The 19,155-nt window shown below is 69.9% G+C and carries 21 protein-coding genes; 13 read left to right on the top strand and 8 right to left on the bottom strand.

Features of this window, described 5'->3' with window-relative positions; translation table 11 throughout:
* Positions 1-3: 3 nt before the first annotated feature.
* Positions 4-666, top strand: coding sequence for a Crp/Fnr family transcriptional regulator (locus tag AC1DW3_RS00660; RefSeq protein ID WP_477927668.1), 663 nt, complete (start codon positions 4-6; stop codon positions 664-666).
* An 8-nt stretch (positions 667-674) separates the two neighbouring features.
* Here AC1DW3_RS00660 and AC1DW3_RS00655 read toward each other — a convergent pair whose 3' ends face one another.
* Positions 675-1,175, bottom strand: coding sequence for a glutathione peroxidase (locus AC1DW3_RS00655; RefSeq protein ID WP_477927666.1), 501 nt, complete (start codon positions 1,173-1,175; stop codon positions 675-677).
* A gap of 161 nt (positions 1,176-1,336) precedes the next feature.
* Between AC1DW3_RS00655 and AC1DW3_RS00650 the strand changes: the two genes are divergently transcribed.
* A complete protein-coding gene (locus AC1DW3_RS00650) occupies positions 1,337-2,302 on the top strand; it encodes a hypothetical protein (protein ID WP_477927664.1) in 966 nt (321 codons plus the stop codon).
* A gap of 15 nt (positions 2,303-2,317) precedes the next feature.
* On the opposite strand, the gene lplT is transcribed toward AC1DW3_RS00650, so the two are convergent.
* A complete protein-coding gene (gene lplT, locus AC1DW3_RS00645) occupies positions 2,318-3,607 on the bottom strand; it encodes a lysophospholipid transporter LplT (RefSeq protein ID WP_477927662.1) in 1,290 nt (429 codons plus the stop codon).
* Between the two features lie 119 nt (positions 3,608-3,726).
* On the opposite strand from lplT, the gene alr reads away from it, so the two are divergent.
* Together alr and arfB are read left to right on the top strand one after the other, a co-directional pair.
* Positions 3,727-4,827: an alanine racemase gene (gene alr, locus AC1DW3_RS00640; RefSeq protein WP_477927660.1), complete on the top strand. Its 1,101-nt coding sequence runs from the start codon at positions 3,727-3,729 to the stop codon at positions 4,825-4,827.
* The gene (gene arfB / locus AC1DW3_RS00635; protein WP_477927658.1) at positions 4,820-5,227 is read left to right on the top strand and encodes an alternative ribosome rescue aminoacyl-tRNA hydrolase ArfB; all 408 of its coding nucleotides are present in this window, start codon (positions 4,820-4,822) and stop codon (positions 5,225-5,227) included. The genes alr and arfB overlap by 8 nt, the downstream gene beginning before the upstream one ends.
* Before the next feature lie 6 nt (positions 5,228-5,233).
* Here the strand turns inward: arfB and AC1DW3_RS00630 are convergent, their stop codons facing one another.
* Together AC1DW3_RS00630 and tet are read right to left on the bottom strand one after the other, a co-directional pair.
* On the bottom strand, positions 5,234-6,562 hold the full coding sequence (locus tag AC1DW3_RS00630) for a hypothetical protein (RefSeq protein WP_477927656.1): 1,329 nt from the start codon (positions 6,560-6,562) through the stop codon (positions 5,234-5,236).
* Between the two features lie 102 nt (positions 6,563-6,664).
* A complete protein-coding gene (tet, locus tag AC1DW3_RS00625) occupies positions 6,665-7,840 on the bottom strand; it encodes a Tet(A)/Tet(B)/Tet(C) family tetracycline efflux MFS transporter (RefSeq protein WP_477927655.1) in 1,176 nt (391 codons plus the stop codon).
* A 283-nt stretch (positions 7,841-8,123) separates the two neighbouring features.
* Between tet and AC1DW3_RS00620 the strand changes: the two genes are divergently transcribed.
* On the top strand, positions 8,124-8,777 hold the full coding sequence (locus tag AC1DW3_RS00620; RefSeq protein ID WP_477927653.1) for a TetR/AcrR family transcriptional regulator C-terminal domain-containing protein: 654 nt from the start codon (positions 8,124-8,126) through the stop codon (positions 8,775-8,777).
* On the opposite strand, the gene AC1DW3_RS00615 is transcribed toward AC1DW3_RS00620, so the two are convergent.
* Together AC1DW3_RS00615 and AC1DW3_RS00610 are read right to left on the bottom strand one after the other, a co-directional pair.
* The gene (locus AC1DW3_RS00615) at positions 8,746-9,642 is read right to left on the bottom strand and encodes a DMT family transporter (protein ID WP_477927651.1); all 897 of its coding nucleotides are present in this window, start codon (positions 9,640-9,642) and stop codon (positions 8,746-8,748) included. The two genes, AC1DW3_RS00620 and AC1DW3_RS00615, sit on opposite strands and share 32 nt — an antisense overlap.
* Positions 9,642-10,271: a LysE family transporter gene (locus AC1DW3_RS00610; RefSeq protein WP_477928042.1), complete on the bottom strand. Its 630-nt coding sequence runs from the start codon at positions 10,269-10,271 to the stop codon at positions 9,642-9,644. The genes AC1DW3_RS00615 and AC1DW3_RS00610 overlap by 1 nt, the downstream gene beginning before the upstream one ends.
* Before the next feature lie 117 nt (positions 10,272-10,388).
* On the opposite strand from AC1DW3_RS00610, the gene AC1DW3_RS00605 reads away from it, so the two are divergent.
* The 8 genes from AC1DW3_RS00605 (at position 10,389) to AC1DW3_RS00570 (ending at position 16,275) form a co-directional block, all read left to right on the top strand.
* Positions 10,389-11,564, top strand: a complete 1,176-nt coding sequence (locus tag AC1DW3_RS00605; RefSeq protein ID WP_477927649.1) for an MFS transporter — start codon at positions 10,389-10,391, stop codon at positions 11,562-11,564.
* Positions 11,564-13,009, top strand: a complete 1,446-nt coding sequence (radA, locus tag AC1DW3_RS00600; RefSeq protein WP_477927648.1) for a DNA repair protein RadA — start codon at positions 11,564-11,566, stop codon at positions 13,007-13,009. The genes AC1DW3_RS00605 and radA overlap by 1 nt, the downstream gene beginning before the upstream one ends.
* A 78-nt stretch (positions 13,010-13,087) precedes the next feature.
* Entirely contained in the window at positions 13,088-13,519 is a 432-nt protein-coding gene (locus tag AC1DW3_RS00595) for a hypothetical protein (RefSeq protein ID WP_477927646.1), read from the top strand.
* 48 nt (positions 13,520-13,567) lie between these two features.
* Positions 13,568-14,092, top strand: coding sequence for a VOC family protein (locus AC1DW3_RS00590; RefSeq protein ID WP_477927644.1), 525 nt, complete (start codon positions 13,568-13,570; stop codon positions 14,090-14,092).
* Positions 14,093-14,102: 10 nt separating this feature from the next.
* Positions 14,103-14,450 carry an antibiotic biosynthesis monooxygenase family protein gene (locus AC1DW3_RS00585; RefSeq protein WP_477927642.1) on the top strand — a complete coding sequence of 116 codons (348 nt, stop codon included), beginning with the start codon at positions 14,103-14,105 and terminating at the stop codon, positions 14,448-14,450.
* Positions 14,447-14,824 carry a hypothetical protein gene (locus AC1DW3_RS00580; RefSeq protein WP_477927640.1) on the top strand — a complete coding sequence of 126 codons (378 nt, stop codon included), beginning with the start codon at positions 14,447-14,449 and terminating at the stop codon, positions 14,822-14,824. The genes AC1DW3_RS00585 and AC1DW3_RS00580 overlap by 4 nt, the downstream gene beginning before the upstream one ends.
* A 37-nt stretch (positions 14,825-14,861) precedes the next feature.
* Entirely contained in the window at positions 14,862-15,794 is a 933-nt protein-coding gene (locus tag AC1DW3_RS00575) for a branched-chain amino acid transaminase (RefSeq protein ID WP_477927638.1), read from the top strand.
* Positions 15,795-16,059: 265 nt separating this feature from the next.
* Positions 16,060-16,275: a zinc-finger domain-containing protein gene (locus AC1DW3_RS00570; RefSeq protein WP_477927637.1), complete on the top strand. Its 216-nt coding sequence runs from the start codon at positions 16,060-16,062 to the stop codon at positions 16,273-16,275.
* A gap of 1 nt (position 16,276) precedes the next feature.
* Here AC1DW3_RS00570 and AC1DW3_RS00565 read toward each other — a convergent pair whose 3' ends face one another.
* Both AC1DW3_RS00565 and AC1DW3_RS00560 read right to left on the bottom strand, forming a co-directional pair.
* Complete coding sequence (locus AC1DW3_RS00565) at positions 16,277-18,226, bottom strand: hypothetical protein (RefSeq protein WP_477927635.1); 1,950 nt, start codon at positions 18,224-18,226, stop codon at positions 16,277-16,279.
* A 102-nt stretch (positions 18,227-18,328) separates the two neighbouring features.
* Positions 18,329-19,129 carry a DMT family transporter gene (locus AC1DW3_RS00560; protein ID WP_477928040.1) on the bottom strand — a complete coding sequence of 267 codons (801 nt, stop codon included), beginning with the start codon at positions 19,127-19,129 and terminating at the stop codon, positions 18,329-18,331.
* Between the last annotated feature and the right edge of the window lie 26 nt (positions 19,130-19,155).

The following is a 19,155-nucleotide window of genomic DNA, read 5'->3' as shown; positions in this document are numbered from 1 at the left end:
GGCATGTCCCATGATCCCGCGCTGCAACGCGTCTTCGAGGTCCATTTCCCCGGCATCGCGCTGCCGGACGACATCGCCGCCGGCATTGCCAGGCGGCGCCTGGCCGGCGGGAGAAGCCTGTTCGTGCAGGGCCAGCGGACGACGGCCTTCTACGCCGTGGCGGCCGGCGAGATCGAGACCCGCTTCACGGCGGCCGACGGCACGGTCTCCGTCATCGAGAACGTCGGCCCGCCGCGCCTGTTCGGCCTGGCCGCCTTCGCTGCCGGCCGGCCGTCGGAATACGAGGCGGTCGCGCGCGGGGCGAGCGAGGTGCTGGTGTTCGGCCGTGAGGCCTACACACGCCTGATGGACGAAGTGCCGGGTTTCGCGCGTGCGCTGCTGGCCGAATTCGCCTGCCGCTACGACGGCACGCTGCGCCTGCTGCAGGCGGCCCGCCACCAGAGCGCGGCGGAACGCTTTGCGTTGGCCCTGGCCCAACTGGCCCGCGAGCGCGGCCGCACGGCGGACGACGGCTGGGTCGAGGTGCAGGCGACGCAGGCCGAACTGGCCCGGCTGGCCCATCTGTCACGCCAGACGGCCAACGAACTGCTGGGCGAGGCCGAAGCCGCCGGCCAGGTCAGGCGGGGCCGCAGCCGCTGGCTGTGGCGGGCGCCCCTGCCGCGTTGATGCGCCTCTCAGGAAGCGGCCAGCGCCGCCTCGATGTCGCCGCGCAGCTTCTCCGGCGGCTCGTTGGGCGCAAAGCGCTTGATGACCTGGCCATCGCGGCCGATCAGGAACTTGGTGAAGTTCCACTTGATCGCCTCGGTGCCCAGGAAGCCGGGCTTCTCGCTCTTCAGGAACTTCCACAGCGGGTGGGCCTCGCCGCCGTTGACCTTGATCTTGGCCATCATCGGGAAGCTGACGCCGTAGTTCAGCTCGCAGAAGCTGGCAATCTCGTCGTTGCTGCCGGGATCCTGGCCGCGGAACTCGTTGCTCGGGAAGCCGATGACGACCAGGCCCTGCGGGCCGTAATCCTCCCAGAGCTGCTCCAGGCCCTTGAACTGCGGCGTGAAGCCGCATTCGCTGGCCGTATTGACGATGAGCAGCACCTTGCCGCGCTGCGAGGCCAGGTCGGCGGGCTCCCCGCGGATGGAAACGGCCTGGAAGTCAAAGACGCTCTCGCCGCGATCACTCATGGGGGCTTCCTCCCTAGAAAGGCTGCCCATGCTAACCCTGGGCTGGCCCGAGGGTTTGTAGCATGGCGCCGTCCGCGCGGCAGGCCTTCCAATCGCGCGAACTTGCGCAGCCCGCCCCACGGGACAGGCCCCAGTCAGCAACTTCGGACACCACCCCATACATGGATCACCTGGCTTGCTACACCCCGGCCGACCTGGCCGGACGCACACCGCCTGACTTCAGCACCTTCCGCTGGAAGCTGCTGGCCCAAGGGGACTCGTGGTTCTCGAACGCGCGCGCCAAACTCAACGCCCACGCCAACCTGCTGCAGGAGCTGGTCTTCAAGGCCAACACGGCCGCCGTCAACTGCGCCGGCACCGGCAACTCGCTGTCGCACATGGTGGACCTGCAGTCCAACCCCGACTTCGTGCGCCTGCTCAACGGGCCCGACGCGCCGACCTGGGACGGCATCCTGCTGTCCGCCGGTGGCAATGACCTGATTGCCGCCGCGCGCACGCCGGCACACAACGGCAATGGCGAGCCCATCCCGCTGGAGCTGCGCCTGCTGCGCCGCCAGACCGAATGGGGCCCGCCGTCGGCCGGCGTCGCGCGCTATTTCTCCGAGCCCGGCTGGGCCACCTATGCCGAATACCTGCGCGCCAACGTCAAGCATCTGCTGAGCCTGCGCAACCAGGGCCCGTCTGCGGCCAAGCCCGTCTTCATGCACTGCTATGCCGTGCCGATGCCGCGCCCGGCCGGCGCCGAGGGCGGCGACGACCTGGGCGCCAGCGGCCCCTGGCTGTTCCCGGCGCTGAAGGCCTATGGCGTGCCCAGCGCCGACTGGGCGGCCGTCAGCCGCCTGATGGTCTTCCACCTGGCCCAGCTGCTGAAGAGCATGGCCGCCGACAAGGAGACCTTCCCCGGCCTCTTCGTCTTCGACTCGACCGCCGTGCCCCTGGCCCTGGCGGCGCCCGGCTCCACCGGCATCAGCGGCGACTGGCACAACGAGATCCATCTCAACCACAGCGGCTGCTTCAAGATCGCCCGCGCCTGGAGCGAGCACATCGAGATGGTGCTGGAAGGCAAGCACCTGATCCCGGTCACCACCGGCCGCAAGGGCCGCGGCAGCAGCAGTTCCAGCAGCTGACCCCGGCAGGGCCGATCAGCGGTCCTGCGGCAGGTGATCGGTGCGGGCCAGGTCGAGCAGGTGCTCGACCTCTTCCTTGTGCTCGACGAGGTTGCGCTGGTGCCAGCGCCGGATCCACCACATCGTGCCCGCGACTGCGACGCCGAAGATGGTGATCGCGCCGAAGGCCGACAGGCCGAAGCGTGTCATCGCCGTGTAGAAGGCGCCCAGGCCCAGGATGCAGGCCTGCTCGTTGAAATTCTGCACCGCGATGCTGCGCCCGGCCCCCATCAGGTTGTGGCCGCGGTGCTGCAGCAGCGCATTCATCGGCACGACCATATAGCCGCCGATGCCGCCCAGGATGATCAGGAAGGGCGCGGCAATCCACACATTGCTGATGAAGACCATCAGGATGAAGAGCAGGCCCATCGCAATGCCCAGCGGGATGACGGCCATCGCGCGGTCGAGGCGGCAATACAGGGACGCGACGACCGCACCCACGGCCGTGCCGATGGCCACGACGCCGACCAGCGAGGACGCCTGCGTCGTGCCGTAGCCCAGCGCCACCGCGGCCCAGGCCAGCACGATGTAGCGCAGATTGCCCGTCACGCCCCAGAACAGCGTCGTCGTCGCCAGCGAGATCTGGCCAAGCTTGTCCTGCCACAGCCGGCTGTTGCAGGAGGAAAAGTCGCGCACCAGTCCCAGGAAGCTGTGCGCGAAGGGCTGCAGCGGCGCCGACGTGCGCGGGATGCGCAGATTGAACAACGCCGCCACCACATACAGGCCGACGAGGCTGGCGATGGCGGCCTCGGGCGCGCTGTCGATGCCGGTGTCGACCATGGGCATGTCGATCAGCAGCAGCAGGTGGGAGACCCGGTCGCCGATCAACTGCCCCCCGAGCAGCACGCCCAGGATGATGGAGGTGATGGTCAGCCCCTCGATCCAGCCGTTGGCCTTGACGAGTTGGGACGGCGGCAGCATCTCGGTCAGGATGCCGTACTTGGCCGGCGAGTAGGCCGCCGCGCCGAGGCCGACGATGGCGTAGGCCGCCAGCGGGTGGGCGCCGAACAGCATCATCAGGCAGCCGACCACCTTGATGCTGTTCGAAAAGAACATCACCTTGCCCTTGGGTACCGCGTCGGCAAAGGCACCGACGAAGGGTGCCAGCACGACGTAGAAGAGGGCAAACATCGGCACCAACGCGGCGCGTTGCCACTCGGCGGCGCCGGAGGAACGCAGCAGCTCGACGGCTGCGACGAAGAGCGCGTTATCAGCCAGCGAGCTGAAGAACTGCGCCGACATGATGGTGTAGAAGCCACGTTTCATCGGGCGGGGCGCAATCCTGAACTGTCTCTGCTTATAGGCCGATAAACGGGTGCGGCGCGGGTTTATAGCACGCCCCTAGTTCGGCGGTAGCGCCCCAAGCCCGAGCGCAAAATCCGGCCATGCCACGCCCGATTGAAGCCCTGATCCATACCGAAGCGCTCGCTCACAACCTGGGCCGCGCACGCGCGCAAGCCCCCAACGCCCGAGTCTGGGCCGTGGTGAAGGCGAATGCCTATGGTCATGGCATCGAGCGCGCCTATCCAGGCCTGCGTGCCGCCGACGGCTTCGCGCTGCTGGACCTGGCCGAGGCCGAGCGGCTGCGCGCGCTGGACTGGCGCGGCCCCATCCTGTTGCTGGAGGGTGTGTTCGAGCCGCGCGACCTGGAGCTGTGCTCGCGCCTCAAGCTCTGGCACAGCGTGCACTGCGAAGAGCAGATCGACTGGCTGGCCATGCACAAGACGCACGAGCCCCATCGCGTCTTCCTGAAGCTGAACTCGGGCATGAACCGCCTCGGCTTCACGCCCGCCGCCTTCCGCGCCGCCTATGCGCGGCTGGAGGCCCTGCCGCAAGTCGACGAGATCGGCCTGATGACGCACTTCTCCGACGCCGACGCGATGCGTCAGGGCGTCGACGGCATCGCCCACCAGCTCGCCGCCTTCGAGGCCGCGGCCGACGGCCTGGCCGGCGAACGCACCATCGCCAACAGCGCTGCCACGCTGCGCCATCCGGGCCGCACAGCGGCCGACTGGGTGCGCGCCGGCATCATGAGCTACGGCGGCGTGCCCGACTTCCCGGAACACGACGCCGCCCATTGGGATCTGCGCCCGGCGATGACGCTGCGTTCCAAGGTCATAGCCGTGCAGCAGATGCAGCCCGGCGACACCGTGGGCTACGGCAGCGCCTACACGGCCGAGAAGGCCACCCGCGTGGGCATCGTCGCCTGCGGCTATGCCGACGGCTACCCGCGCCACGCGCCCACGGGCGCGCCGGTGCTGGTGGACGGCAAGCGCACCCGCACGCTGGGCCGGGTGTCCATGGACATGCTGGCGGTGGACCTGAGTGAGCTGCCAGCCAGCGGTTTTGGCAGCGAAGTGACGCTGTGGGGCGAGGGCCCGCGCGGCTCGCGCCTGCCCATCGACGAGGTCGCGCAGGCCGCGGGCACCATCGGCTATGAGCTGATGTGCGCCATCGCGCCACGCGTGCCGGTGCACAGTGCCTGAGCTCCACTGGACCCCGCGGCCGGACGAACTCGAGTTCGATGCCATCCGCGCCAGCGGCCCCGGTGGCCAGAACGTCAACAAGGTTTCCAACGCCGTCCACCTGCGCTTCGACATCCGCGCCTCCAGCCTGCCCGAGGCCGTGAAGGCGCGGCTGCTGAACTGGGCCGACCAGCGCATCACGTCGGAAGGCGTCGTCGTCATCAAGGCCCAGGACTCGCGCAGCCTGGAGCGCAACCGCGCGGACGCCGTCGCACGCCTCATCGAGCTGGTGCAGGCCGCCGCCCACGTGCCCAAGGCGCGCCGCGCAACCAAGCCGACCTATGGCTCCAAGCAGCGCCGGCTGGAGGGCAAGGCCAAGCGCAGCGGCATCAAAGCCGGGCGGGGTCGCGTGCTGGACTGACAAGCCTCAGCCCAGGCAGGCGGTCGCCGCCGGCAGCGGCAGGCTCAGGCCGGGTGTCTCCAGCGCGTAGTGCAGGCTGAGCAGCTGCCAGCCCTGCGGGCCCAGTTGCCACTGCATGCTGTTCACGCCGGTATAGGCCGCCTCCCTCTGGGCCGGGTCGTGCCGGGTCTGCACCACGCTGTAGACCTCGGCATGGCCGCCGAAGCGCCGTTGTTGCCGCTCGATCTCGCACTCGTGCAGGCCGCGCTCGGCCGGCTTGGCGAGATCGGCCAGGAACTGCGGGGTGGACGAAGCGTGTACCTGCAGGCTGCTGGCCCGCAGCTGCTGGCCGAACACGCGCGCCTCGGGGTGCAGCAGGCCCTCCAGGGCCTGGACGTCCGAGGCCTGGCCGGGTGCATGCGCCATGGCACGCCACAGCGCGCTCACCGCGCGGTCCAGCGTCGCCTGGCTGTGCGCGGTGGCCGCCGCACCCAGTTGCGCCAGCAGCTGGGGCCAGGAGACCCGGTAGACATGCGAAAGCCCATCGGCGTCGCCGCGCGTGGATGCGAAGTACAGCCACTGGCCGTCGGCACGGAGGGAGGGCGTGAATTCGCGCCCCGGCCCGTTGATCGGTGGCGGCAGGCGAAGCGCGGGGCCGAAGGCGTCGCCCACGCGTTCGGCGAGATAGAGATCGGCCCCGCCGCCTTCAGCGCCGGCGCGGTCGCTCCACCACAGCGCGTAGCGGCCGTCCGGGCTGAGCGTGAAGTCGCTGTTCCGGGCACTGTCGTTGATGGGGGGCGGCAGGGGCTGGAGCGCGCTGCCCGCGGCGCCGACTCGGTAGACGGACAGCTTGCCCTGACCGCCGGGCCGGCTCGCCGCGAAGTAGAGGGCCTCGCCATGGCGCTCCGGGCCCAGCTCCTGGCCGGCGCTCTGCCAGGCCTCGGGCAGGCGCCGCGGGTCGCTCCAGCGGCCGTCCTGCCACTGCGACTCATAGAGATCCAGATCGGGGCGCGTCCGGCCGTCGGGCCCGGGCCGATCGGAGACGAAGGTCAGCACCCGACCCTGAGCGCTCAGATGCGGGTCGGAGTCACGCCAGCGCGGGTCGCTGAAAGGCAGCGGCTGCCCGCGCTGCCATTGCCCTGCCACGCGGCGCTGCAGGAAGATCTGCGCCCGCTCGAAGCGCCGGGCGGAGCGTGCAAACACGCGCAGATCACCCTGCTCCTGCAGGTTGTAGGCCTGCTGATCCGGACCCTCGCCCAGATCCACCCGCTCCACGGTCAGCTCGGCCGCGCCCGCTGCGCCTGCAAGAGGCAGACGGAGCAGCAACGCCGCCAACACCCATGTCGCCAATCGCATCGCCATCCTCCTTGCGGAGGCATGCTAGGCAGCCACCACCCCGCTCGCCAGGGCCATGCGACGGACTCGCCCCACTTCGGCACGAAATGAGGCGAGAGGGCGCTAAGCCTCACGCGCGCGCCGGCTGAACAGCAGCGGCAGCGCCAGCAGATAGAGCACCGCCGCGATGATCCACACGCAACCCGGCCAGGAGGCCTGCGTCGCGGCGAAGCCGGCCGTGACGACCAGCGGCCCGCCAATGCCGATCAGGCTGGTCAGGCTGGCCAGCGTGCCCTGCAACTCGCCCTGGTGCTGCTCGTCCACCTGGCGCGCCAGCATGGCCTGCAGGGCCGGCAGGGCCAGCCCGCCGATGGCGAACAGCGGCAGCAGCGCAAACGGCATCCAGCCCGCCACGGCCACGCCCATGCCGACGAAACCCAGGCCATCCGCCGCCATGCCGGCCAGCAACGCGCGCTTCTCGCCGAGTTTGGCCACCATGGGCCCGGTGACAAAGGCCTGTGAGATCGCATGCAGGCCGCCATAGCAGGCCAGCGACAGGCCGGCCACCCAGGCGGTCCAGCCATAGCGGTCCTGGCCATACAGGATCCACAGCGCCGCCGGCACCTGCGACACCAGTGCCACGACGGCGAACACCCCCACCAGCGGCAGCAGGGGCCGTTTGCCCTCCAGGCGGTGCAGTGCCGAGAAGGCATTGAACTTGGCAGCGTCCAGCCGTGTCGTGCGGTTCTGGTTGGATTCGGGCAGCGCAAACCAGGCCATAGCCAGGTTCAGCGCATTCATGACGGCCGCGGCGACRAAGGGCGCGCGCAGCGACCACTCGCCCAGGCCCCCGCCAATCAGCGGCCCGACGACRAAGCCCAGGCCCATCGCGGCGCCCATCTGGCCATAGCGCTTGGCGCGATCGGCCTCGGGCGTCACATCGGTGATGTAGGCCGTGCCGACCGCCATGCTGGCGCCGGTGATGCCCGACAGCACGCGCCCGACATAGAGCCAGGCCAGGTTGGGGGCCAGCGCCATCAGCACATAGTCGGCGGCGGCGCCGGCCAGCGAGGCCAGCAGCACGGGCCGGCGGCCAAAGCGGTCGCTCAGCGCGCCCAGCACGGGCGAAAACAGGAACTGCATGGCCGCGTACACCGCCAGCAGCGCGCCGTAATGGTGGGTGGTGGCGTCGGCGCCGGCCAGCTCGCGCAGCAGGCCGGGCAGGATGGGGAACACCAGGCTCATGCCCACGGCGTCCAGCAGCAGCGTCATCAGGATGACGGTCAAGGCTCGATTCACAACAGTCTCTCTATCGTTGATAGGGATTATTCTGCCCGAAGCTCTCTATCATTGCTAGAGACATGAATGCCCGCCCTGCCGAGCCTGGATCCGGTGGTTGGGCGCGCCCGAGGGGCTGGCGAAGCGGCTCGCTGGCAAGGCGCGACGACGAAGTGGGCTCGCGCCCACGAGGAGGAGCAACGCCGCCAGCGGGCCGAAGCGCCAGATCAGCGGGCACGCAGCGCCGGTCAACGAAGTGGTGGACGTCAACGAATGACGATGGTTTTGATGAAACGAGGCTTCGATGAGTGACAAGCGGCCAACCACCGGATCCAGGCTCAACCGCGACGATGTGCTGCGCGCCGCCCTGGCGTTGCTGAACGAGGTTGGCATCGACGCCTTGAGCACCCGCAAGCTGGCCGAGCGCCTGGGCGTGCAGTCGCCGACGCTGTACTGGCACTTCAAGAGCAAGGCGGCGCTGCTGGACGCGATGTCCTCGGCCGTGCTGCTGGAAAGCCGCGCCGTCGCCACCCCGGGGCCGGACGAAGCCTGGCAGGACTGGCTGATGGAAGACGGCCGCAGCTTTCGCCATGCGCTGCTGGCCTACCGCGATGGCGCCCGCCTGCACGCCGGCACCAGGCCGGGCGAGGCGCAGCGCGGCTCCATCGAGGCGCGCCTGGGCCTGCTGTGCGCGGCCGGCTTCGAGCCGGGCCCGGCCACCGTGCTGATGATGTCGGTGGGACGTTTCGTCGTCGGCTGGGTGCTGGAGGAGCAGTCCGCGCAAGCGCCCGATGCGCCGCCGTCGTCAACGCTCAGCGGGCCGGATGCCGCGCAATACCCGCTGCTGGCGGCCGGCTGGGCGGCCACGGTGGGCGGCGATGCCGACGCCCTGTTTGAGCGCGCCTTGCGGCTGTTGATCGACGGCGCTAGGCCGGCCGCGTCGCGACGAACAGGCTGACCAGGCACAGCGCCATGCCGCCGATGGCCAGCGGCGTCGCCTGCCAGCCCTCCAGCACGGCCGACACGATCAGCGCGATGACCGGCACCAGCACGCCCACCAGCGCCGCCTGCGCCGGCCCGCGCCGCTCGGCCAGCTTGTAGTACAGCGTGAAGGCGATGACGGAGCCGAAGGCGGCCAGGTAGACGAGGCTGCCGACATAGGTCCAGGCCCCGTCGAAAGCCAGGCCATGGCCCATGCCCACCGACATCAGCAGCAGGAAGAGGGCGCCATAGCCCATGCTCCAGGCCAGCACCGGCACCAGGGCCAGGCCGCGGCGCATCAGCACCAGCGTGAAGAAGCCGCCGATGCAGGCGACGACGACCGCGAAGAAGCTCAAGCCCAGGCCCAGCGCCGCATCCGGCCGCGCGCCGGTGGACGCCAGCTCGGGCCAGAAGATCAGCGCCACGCCCAGCACCGCGCCGCTGCTTGCTGCGAGGAAGCGCCGGCTGACCGGCTGGCGCCACAGCATCCAGGCGACGAAGGCGTTCATGAACACCAGCAGGCAGAACAGCACCGCCACGAGGCCGCTCGGCACGAAACGCTCGGCTTCGTAGATGGCCCAGTAGTTGCCGGCGTACTGGATGACGCCGGTGCCCAGCATGTAGGCATGTGAGTAGGCGGGCAGCTTCAGCGATGCACCCTGCCAACGCGCCAGCGCAGCCAGCATCAGCGCCGCGATCAGGAAGCGCCAGCCCACCGACGTCAGCGCCGGCACCGTCGACGCCAGCTGGTAGAGGATGACGTGCCAGGTGCTGGCCCAGATCAGCACCGGGGCCAGGAAGAGGAACCAGGTGGGCAGGCGGCCGGACTTGTCTCCCGCCATCAGGCCGCGCGCTTGAAGGTGGCCAGCAGTGCGCCGGCCGCGACGAACAGCGAGCCGAACACGCGGTTCAGCAGCTTGATGTGGCTCTCGCTCTTCAAGGCCGCCAGCACGCGTGCCGCCAGCACCGTGTAGCCGGCCATGACGACGAGGTCGGTGAAGGCCAGCGTGCCGCCGATGACGAGGTATTGCGGCGCCAGCGCCGCGTGCAGGTCGAGGAACTGCGGCACGACGGCCAGCAGGAAGACCGTGCCCTTGGGGTTGACGGCATTGATGCCCCAGCCGCGCAGCACCAGCTGGCGGCGCGTGACGCTGGCAGCGCCCTCATCCGCGGCGGCCAGCGGCTTGGCCGGCGCGCGCCATTGCTGCACGCCGAGATAGATCAGATAGGCCACGCCCGCCCATTTGACGAGGGCAAAGCCCAGCGACGAGGCCGCGATCAGCGCACCCAGGCCGGCGCTGACGAGGACGACCTGGGTCAGGATGCCCAGGATGAGGCCGAAGGTCATGAAATAGCCGCGCTTGAAACCGTGCGACAGGCCGGCGCTCATCGCCGCCACCGCACCCGCGCCTGGCGACAGGCTGATGGCCCAGGACGCGGCAAAAAAGGCCAACCAGACCGAGAACTCCATGACGGGCTCCATCCAAATAACTGCACAGTCGGCGAGTCTGCCACGCGGCAAGCCAGTTGGTGCCCGAGCTACTCGCTGCGCTCGGGCGGTCTGGCACGCAAAACATAAGATCTCCCGATGCTGAAGGCCCTTTTCTCGCTGCCCCGCAGCGTCTGGCTGCTGGGGCTGATCAGCCTTGTCAACGACAGCGCCAGCGAACTGGTCTACCCCCTCGTGCCGCTCTATTTGAGCGGCGTGCTGATGGCCGGCCCGCGCGTGCTCGGTCTCATCGAGGGTGTGGCCGAAGCGCTGGCCAGCCTGCTCAAGCTGTGGGCCGGCGTCATGGCGGATCGCAGCGGCCGCAGCAAGCCCTGGGTCGTCGCCGGCTATGGCCTGGCCGGGCTGGCGCGGCCGGCCATCGCCTTCGTGACCGGCTGGCCGCTGCTGCTGGCCCTGCGCCTGACCGACCGTGTCGCCAAGGCCGTGCGCGCCGCGCCGCGCGACGCGCTGCTGGCCGCCAGCATCGGGCCCGGCCAGCGCGGCCTGGCTTTCGGCCTGCACCGGGCCATGGACAACGCCGGCGCCGTCATCGGCCCGCTGCTGGCCTGGGCGCTGCTGAGCGCGGGCGTGCCGCTGGGCCAGGTCTTTCTGTGGGCCATCCTGCCCGGCCTGCTTTGCCTGGCCCTGACCCTGGCGGTACAGGAAGCCCCACCGCCCACCGCCGCGCCGCCGCGCTTCAGCTGGACGCTGGCCGGCATGCCTCCGCCGCTGCGGCGCTACCTCGTTGTCGTCGCGCTGTTCACGCTGGGCAATTCCAGCAATATGTTCCTGCTGCTGCGCGCCAGGGAGCTCGGCGTGGCCGAGGCGCAGGTACCGCTGCTGTGGGCGGCGGTATCGGGCGTGGCGGCGGTGTTCGCGCTGCCGCTGGGCGGGCTGTCGGACCGCGTCGGCCGTGTGCGCCTGCTGGTGGCCGGCTACGTCGCCTATGCCCTCTTCTACATCGGCATGGCCGGGTTCGCGGCGCCCGGCTGGCGGCTCTATGCGCTGTTCGCCCTCTACGGCATCTTCATGGCCGCGACGGAGGGCGTGGAGCGCGCCCTGCTGGCCGACCTGGCGCCACCCGAGCAGCGCGGCACGGCGTTTGGCTGGTTCAACCTGACCATGGGCGCCATGCTGCTGCCGGCTTCGCTGCTGTTCGGTTGGCTGTGGGAGGGCCTGTCGGCCACCATAGCCTTCGGCTTCTCGGCCGGCTGCGCGCTGGCGGCGGCCTTGCTGCTGACAGCCTGGGTTCGGCCGGCCGCCACAATGCGTTGATGGCCACCAGCAAAAGCATCTACACCTGTACCGAGTGCGGCGGCACCAATGCCAAGTGGCTGGGCAAATGCCCCCACTGCGGCGCCTGGAACACGCTGACCGAAGGCACCGCCGAACCCACCGGCGGCGTCAAGAACCGCTACCAGTCGCTGGCCAAGAGCCAGCCCGTCGCGACGCTGTCCGAGATCGAGGCCAGCGACTTCGAGCGCACCCCCACCGGCCAGGAGGAACTGGACCGCGTGCTGGGCGGCGGCATCGTCGCCGGCGGCGTCGTGCTGATCGGTGGCGACCCAGGCATTGGCAAGTCGACGCTGCTGCTGCAGGCCGTTGAATCACTCAGCCAGACGCCGGTGACGGGCCGCTCCCGAGCCGGCGACACCCCCTCGGGGGGCGGGCTCGGCACACCGAGCCCTGGGGGCCAACAGTTCCTCAAGGTCCTGTACGTGACCGGCGAGGAAAGCGGCGCCCAGGTCGCGATGCGCTCGCGGCGCCTGGGCCTGTCGGGCACCAGGGTGCGCGTGCTGGCCGAGATCAGCCTGGAGAGGATCCTGGCCACCATCGAGGTCGAGGAGCCGGACTTCTGCGTCATCGATTCCATCCAGACGCTCTACTCCGAGCAGCTGTCGTCCGCGCCCGGCTCGGTGGCCCAGGTGCGCGAATGCGCGGCGCAGCTGACCCGCACCGCCAAGGCGCGCGGCTGCGCCATCGTGCTGGTGGGCCATGTGACCAAGGAGGGCGCGCTGGCCGGCCCGCGCGTGCTGGAGCACATCGTCGACACGGTGCTGTATTTCGAAGGCGACACGCACAGCAGCTTCCGCCTCGTGCGGGCCATCAAGAACCGCTTCGGCGCCGTCAACGAGATCGGCGTGTTCGCGATGACCGAAAAGGGGCTCAAGGGCGTGGCCAACCCGAGCGCCATCTTCCTGTCCACCCACGCCGAGCCGGTGCCGGGCAGCTGCGTGCTCGTCACGCTGGAAGGCACGCGGCCGCTGCTCGTCGAGCTGCAGGCGCTGGTGGACAGCGGCGGCGTCAGCCCACGACGGCTGTCGGTCGGCCTGGACCRTGACCGCCTGGCCATGCTGCTGGCCGTGTTGCACCGGCATGCCGGCGTCGCGACCGGTGACCAGGACGTCTTCGTCAACGCGGTGGGCGGCGTGCGCATCAGCGAACCGGCCGCCGACCTGGCCGTGCTGCTGGCCATCCAGAGCAGCCTGCGGGGTCGGGCCTTGCCTCGCGGCTTCATCGCCTTTGGTGAAGTGGGCCTGGCCGGCGAAGTGCGCCCAGCGCCGCGCGGCCAGGAGCGGCTCAAGGAGGCCGCCAAGCTGGGTTTCAGCGTCGCCATCGTGCCCAAGGCCAATGCGCCCAAGAAGGCCATCGAGGGCCTGACCATCCACGCCGTCGAGCGCGTCGAGCAGGCCATCGAGGTCTTGCGCGGCCTGATCTGAAACTGAGACAACAGGTTTCCATGGTGCACGCCGAGGCAAAGTCTGCTTAGGATGGGCACTCCCACAGGAGGAGCCTTCATGTCCGATCCCGCCAACCTCAGGCAACACGTCCGCACCGACTTTCTCGCCGCCCAGCACGACGCCGATTCCCTGCCGGGATGGGTCTTCAAGCCGGTGCAGTTCAGCCGCGGGCCGGCCGGCCTGGTGCTGAACATGAGCGATGGCGGCCTGCAGGTGATGACGAGCGCCACCGAGCCGCTGACCGACGACAAATACGAAGTCGTGCTGCTGCTGGGCCGTGCCGACATGGATGACGACGAAGAGCAGGTCTCCTGGTTCAACGGCGTCGTCGAGCGCAAATGGTCGCGGCCCGTGCCCCGCATGGGCATCCTGCACGGCATGTGCTTCACGGCGCGCAACTCGACGGCCGAACAGTTCCTGAACGGCCACCAGGCGGCCCTCGAATCCGGCCAGTGGGTGCGCTGCGTGCTGCTCAAGGCCGCCAAATGATGCCCCTCGTCCAAGGTGTACCTTGGCCGGTCCCCCGAGGGGACGGCGATGCTTGCGGCATCAAGCCGCAAGCACATCGCCAGCGTGGGCCGGCTAGGGAGCGGCCCGGCGCTCGGCCCACAAATTTCCAACGCGATCGATGCCGGCAATCTGGCATGGCTGACTGACATGGACCACTGCGGCCGCCTGCTCGACCACGTGCATCTGCGCGTGAGCGACCTGGCGGCCAGCCGGCGCTTCTACCGTGCGGCGCTGGAGGCCATCGGCCGGCTCGAGGCCTTCGGCGAGGCGCCCGGCTGCTTCTATGCGGACGAGTTCTATGTCGACAAGGCCGAGGGCCGCGTCTCGCATGTGCATCTGGCCTTCCAGGCCCGCAGCGAGGACGAGGTCAGGCGCTTCCACGCCATGACGCTGTCGGCGGGTGGCCGCGATCACGGCACCCCGGGGCCGCGCCCCTATCACCCGGGCTACTACGCCGCCTTCGTGCTGGACCCGGACGGCAACAACATCGAGGCCGTCTACCACGGGCCGACGCAGCGGTCGGCCGACAGCGTCGAGATCACGCGGCTCTAGGATGTGCGCCATGAGCGCACTGCCCCCGCCCCCTTATTACGCCGTCATCTTCACCAGCCAGCGCACGCCCGTCGACCAGGGCTATGGCGACATGGCCGACCACATGGTGGCACTGGCGGCCGAGCAGCCGGGTTATCTCGGCGTGGAAAGCAGCCGTGGCGAGGATGGCCTGGGCATCACGGTCTCCTACTGGCGCAGCCCCGAGGACATCGCTGCCTGGCGCCGCAACGCCGAGCACAAGATCGCCCGCGACACCGGCCGCAGCGACTGGTACCAGCACTACACGCTGCGCGTCGCCAAGGTCGAGCGCGCCTACGCCTGGCAGCGTGAGGACGGCCAGCAGGACCCGCAATCGTGAACCCGTGGATCGGCGTTGGGCTGGCATTGGCCGCCCTGATCCTCGGCGGACTGCTGCTCGGCTGGCAGGGCGCCATCTTCGCGACGACGGGCATCGTCTTCTGGCTGCTGCTGCAGATCTCGCGCCTGATGCGGGTCATGAAGACGGCCGGCGCGGCACCGCTGGGCTCGGTGGCCAACGCGGTCATGCTGAACAGCAAGCTGCACGCCGGCATGAAGCTGGTCGACCTGATCGGCCTGGCCGGCAGCCTGGGTGTGAAGCAGGCGCCCGAGACCTTTGTCTGGCGCGACGCCGGCGGCGACGCGGTCGAAGTCAAGCTCGTGAAAGGCAAGCTCGTCGAGTGGCGGCTGATCCGCGCGGACGGCTCTTCGTAAAATCGCCGGTTTCCACCCCGCACGCACTGGAGTAACGATGGTTCCCGCCCCCCTGCATGACCGCGACGGCAAGATCTGGATGGACGGCGAGCTCGTCGACTGGCGCGACGCCAAGATCCACGTGCTGACCCACACCCTGCACTACGGCTGCGGCGCCTTCGAGGGCGTGCGCGCCTATGACACGGTCAACGGCACGGCCATCTTCCGCCTGCAGGAGCACACCCAGCGCCTGTTCAACAGCGGCAAGATCCTGCGCATGAAGATCCCCTTCTCGATGGAGCAGGTCAACGAGGCAACACGCGAGGTCGTCAAGGCCAACGGCCTGAAGAGCGCCTACATCCGCCCGCTGATCTGGATCGGCTCCGAGAAGCTGGGCGTCAGCCCCAAGGGCAACCAGGTGCACCTGATGGTGGCCGCCTGGAGCTGGGGCGCCTACCTGGGCGAGGAAGGCATGCGCCGCGGCATCCGCGTCAAGACCAGCTCCTACACGCGCCACCACGTCAACATCACGATGACGCAGGCCAAGACGGTGTCCAACTACACCAACTCCATCCTCGCCAACATGGAAGCCACCGACGACGGCTATGACGAGGCGCTGCTGCTGGACGCCTCCGGCTTCGTGTCCGAGGGTGCGGGCGAGAACCTCTTCGTCATCAAGGGCGGCGTCGTCTACACGCCCGACCTGTCGGCCGGCGCGCTGAACGGCATCACGCGCAACACCATCTTCTCGATCTGCCAGGACCTGGGCCTGAAGCTGGTCGAGAAGCGCATCACCCGCGACGAGGTCTACATCTGCGACGAGGCCTTCTTCACCGGCACCGCCGCCGAAGTGACGCCCATCCGCGAGCTGGACCGCATCGAGATCGGATCGGGCTCGCGTGGCCCCATCACCGAGAAGATCCAGTCGGCCTTCTTTGACATCGTCAACGGCCGCAACCCCAAGTACGCCGAGTGGCTGACCGCCGTCTGAAATGAACTGCCCCTCGCCCAGCCTCGCGTCGCTGAACGCGAGCGAGTCCTGTCGGTCTTGCAGACCGCGCTGCGGCATGAGCCGCAGCTCTTCGGCAGGCACATCGCGCCCACTGGGCGCCATGTGTCCGGCCTCAGCCCCCGGGGGGACGGCGATGCTTGCCGGTTCGACCGGCAAGCACATCGCCAGCGCGGGCCGGCTAGGGAACGGCCCGGCGCTCGGCCCGCAAGTCACGCGCCGCGAAACGGACAACTGAGAGAAAAACATGAGCACCACCACCACGCCCCCCGCGACCGTCGAAGTGACCGCCAAGGACTGCAACGACAACGGCACCGTCTTCTGCCCGAATCCGAAGATGCCGCTGTGGAGCACGCATCCCAAGGTCTTCATCGACCTGACCCATGGCGGCCAGGGCCAGTGCCCTTACTGCGGCACCGCCTACAAGCTGAAAGCCGGCGAGGTCGTCGGCGGGCATCACTGAGCTAGCGCATCAGCGCGGCGGCCTTGCGGCTGCCGCGGCGCTGGGCGTCCAGGTCGGCCTCCAGCGCGCGCTCGCCGGCCGACAGCGACCTCACCACGCCCATCGCCAGCCCGCTCTGGTCCAGGTTCTGGCCCCAGGTGAGCCCGGCACGCAACGGAACCGGCGCCGCCAGGCCGTTGGTGAAGCCCGCCGGCAGCCACGGCATGGTCTGGGCCAGCACCAGGGCCACGCGCGGCTTGATGGCCGCGTCACCCACACGGCCGCGCTGGCCCCAGCTCACGGTCTGGTCGGCGCTCGCGCCGCTCAGGAATTGCGGCGTCACCGCGACGTCGCGCAGCACGCCATGGCGCAACTGCATCAGCGCCTCCTCGGCCAGCATGGCCGCATCCTCGCGCGGCACGCTCTGGCCGGTGGGCCAGGAGTAGCTGTAGTCGTCGGTGACACGGTCGCTGCTGAAGAAACCGACGATGTCAGCCGGCTGGTAGCTGCGCTGCACCGCGGTGGAGGCCACGCCGAAGAACTGCACCCGCCCCAGGTCGACCATCTGCTGCGAGTAGAACGGCAGCTGCGTGCGCAACTGCTCCGACGCCGTGTTGGCCGGCACCGCCTCGTAGACGCGCAGGCCCGTGTTCAGCAGCAGCTGCACGCGCGGCGGCAGGAAGTCGTTGGCATGCGTCAGCTCGTGATACAGCAGGCGGCCCAGCGCCGGGATCAGCGCGGCGCTGTCGCGTGAGGCGCGCTCCAGCACGGCACTGCGGCCGCCGGCCGACTTGTTGCCCTGCACATAGCGCCACAGCATGGCGTAGGCGAGGTCGTTGCCGTAGTCGCTGCGCGGGTCGGGGGCCTCGCTGACGCTGTCGCGCTCGGCGGCCGTCTGCCAGAGATAGTCGGCGTCGAGATAGATGGCGCCGGTGGCGCTCCAGTAGAAGGCCGGCCTCACCCGGCCGCCGATGACGATGGCCGTGGTCGCGTTGAGCAGGCGGCGGAAGTCGCCGTTGACGTCCTGCTCGCGCAAAAAGGCCTCGAAGCGCTGGCCCATCCAGTCGTTGGACACCAGCACGCGCGCCATCACCTGCTCCACCGTCGGCAGCTCGCCGCGCGTCTCGGTGCCCAGGATGGACAGGCGGCCCAGGGTGCAGAGGTTGTTGTTGCTCAGCGCCGGTGTGTAGATGCACTCACGCAGTTCCGCCGCACGCGCGCTGCCGGCCACATAGGGGTAGACGCGCGAGGACAGGTTGCCGCTGCCGAACAGCGGCGACGCGGCCGCCGCCGGCGCGGCCTGCACCAGCAGGCTGAAGTCCTGGGTGAAGCTGCGGCCATCGGCCAGCGTGGCCTCGGCGCGCAGGCGCAGCAGGCTGTCTTCGGCCACCGCGGGCGCCGTGAAGACGACGCGCCATTGGGTGGCGTCGCCGAGACTGACGTCGGGGCCATCGACGCGGCTCCAGCGCACGCGGGCCAGCGGGTAGTCGGCCACGGCCAGGCCGTCCACCCAGGCGCGCAGCGAGGTCTGGCCGCCCGCCCACACCGACGGTTCGCCGCGGATCACCATCGCCGCCGCACCGGCAGCGGCGGCGGTGAACTCGGCCGAACCGCTGTAGCTGGCGCCCTTGGCGTCGGTGAAGTCCACGCTGAAGGCATGGCGTCCCGCGGCTGTCGGCGTGACGCTGAGCGCCTGCGAGCGGGCCGACCCCAGGGCCAGCGTGGCGCCGTCGGTCTGGCGCCACTGCACGGTGTCCAGCCGCGAGCCGGCGCAGGCGAGCACGGCCACCTCCTGGTTGCGCCCCGCGCTTGCCGTGGCCGGCAGGGCCAGCCGCGCGACGGAGCCGCTCAGGCATTGCGTGCCCAGCGGCGGCACCGTCGTCGGGCCGGGTGCGGGCGAAGCATCACCCCCCCCACCGCCACCGCAGGCGGCCAGCAACAGGCAAAGCAAAACGGGTGCTACGGATTTCAACGATGGCATCGGGAGGATTCTGGCAAGGTGTCGGCCGGCGGCAATGTAGCGCCCACGCCCAGGGTGCCAAGATCACCCGGCGCGGGTAGTTTTCACGCGCCCCTAGGACTTGCGTGCGCGGCTCAGCAGCACCAGGGCGATGCCGCCCAGGATGGCGCAGGAGGCCCACAGCAGCCGCGCCGTCAGCGCCTCGCCCAGCAGCAGCACGCCACCGAGCGCCGCCAGCGGCGGCACCGACAGCTGCAAGGTGGCGGCGCGCATGGCCGTGAGCCCCGGCAGGGCCGCGTACCAGATCACATAGCCCAGGCCCGAGGTCACGCCCCCCGAGGCCATGGCCAGCAGCGCACCACGCGGCTGCACTTGCCAGCTGCCCCACAGGCACAGGCTCAGCAGCAGGCACAGCGGCAGGGCACGCAGGAAATTGCCCGCCGTGGCCGCCAGCGCGTCGGTCTTGCCGCGGCCGCGCAGCGAATAGACGCCCCAGCCGAGGCCGGCCAGCGCCATCAGGGCCGCACCCAGGGGCGGCGGCGCCTCCAGCCCCGGCGCGACCAGATAGACCAGGCCGCCGAGGGCCAGCACCAGGCCGGCCCAGCCACCGGCGGCAAAGCGCTCGCCGGCGCGCAGGCCGGCGCTGAACATCGTCAGCTGCACGGTGGCAAACAGGATCAGCGCGCCGCTGCCGGCCGACAGGCTGACATAGGCGAAGGCGAAGCCCGCCATATAGAGCCACAGCATCACGGCGGCCAGCCAGTCGGGAGGCTGGGCCGTCACACGCCGGCGGGCCAGCAGCAGCAGCACGGCCACGCCGGTGGCCACGCGCAGCGTCGCGAAGCTGGCCGGGTCGATGCTGCCCTGCTGCAAGGCCAGCCGACACAGCAACGAATTGGCCGCGAAGGCCCCCATCGCCAAGGTGCAAAGCAGCAGCAGGC

This window comes from Roseateles sp. P2_H4, from assembly GCF_056403315.1.
This window is presented reverse-complemented; position numbering and strand designations above follow the sequence as displayed.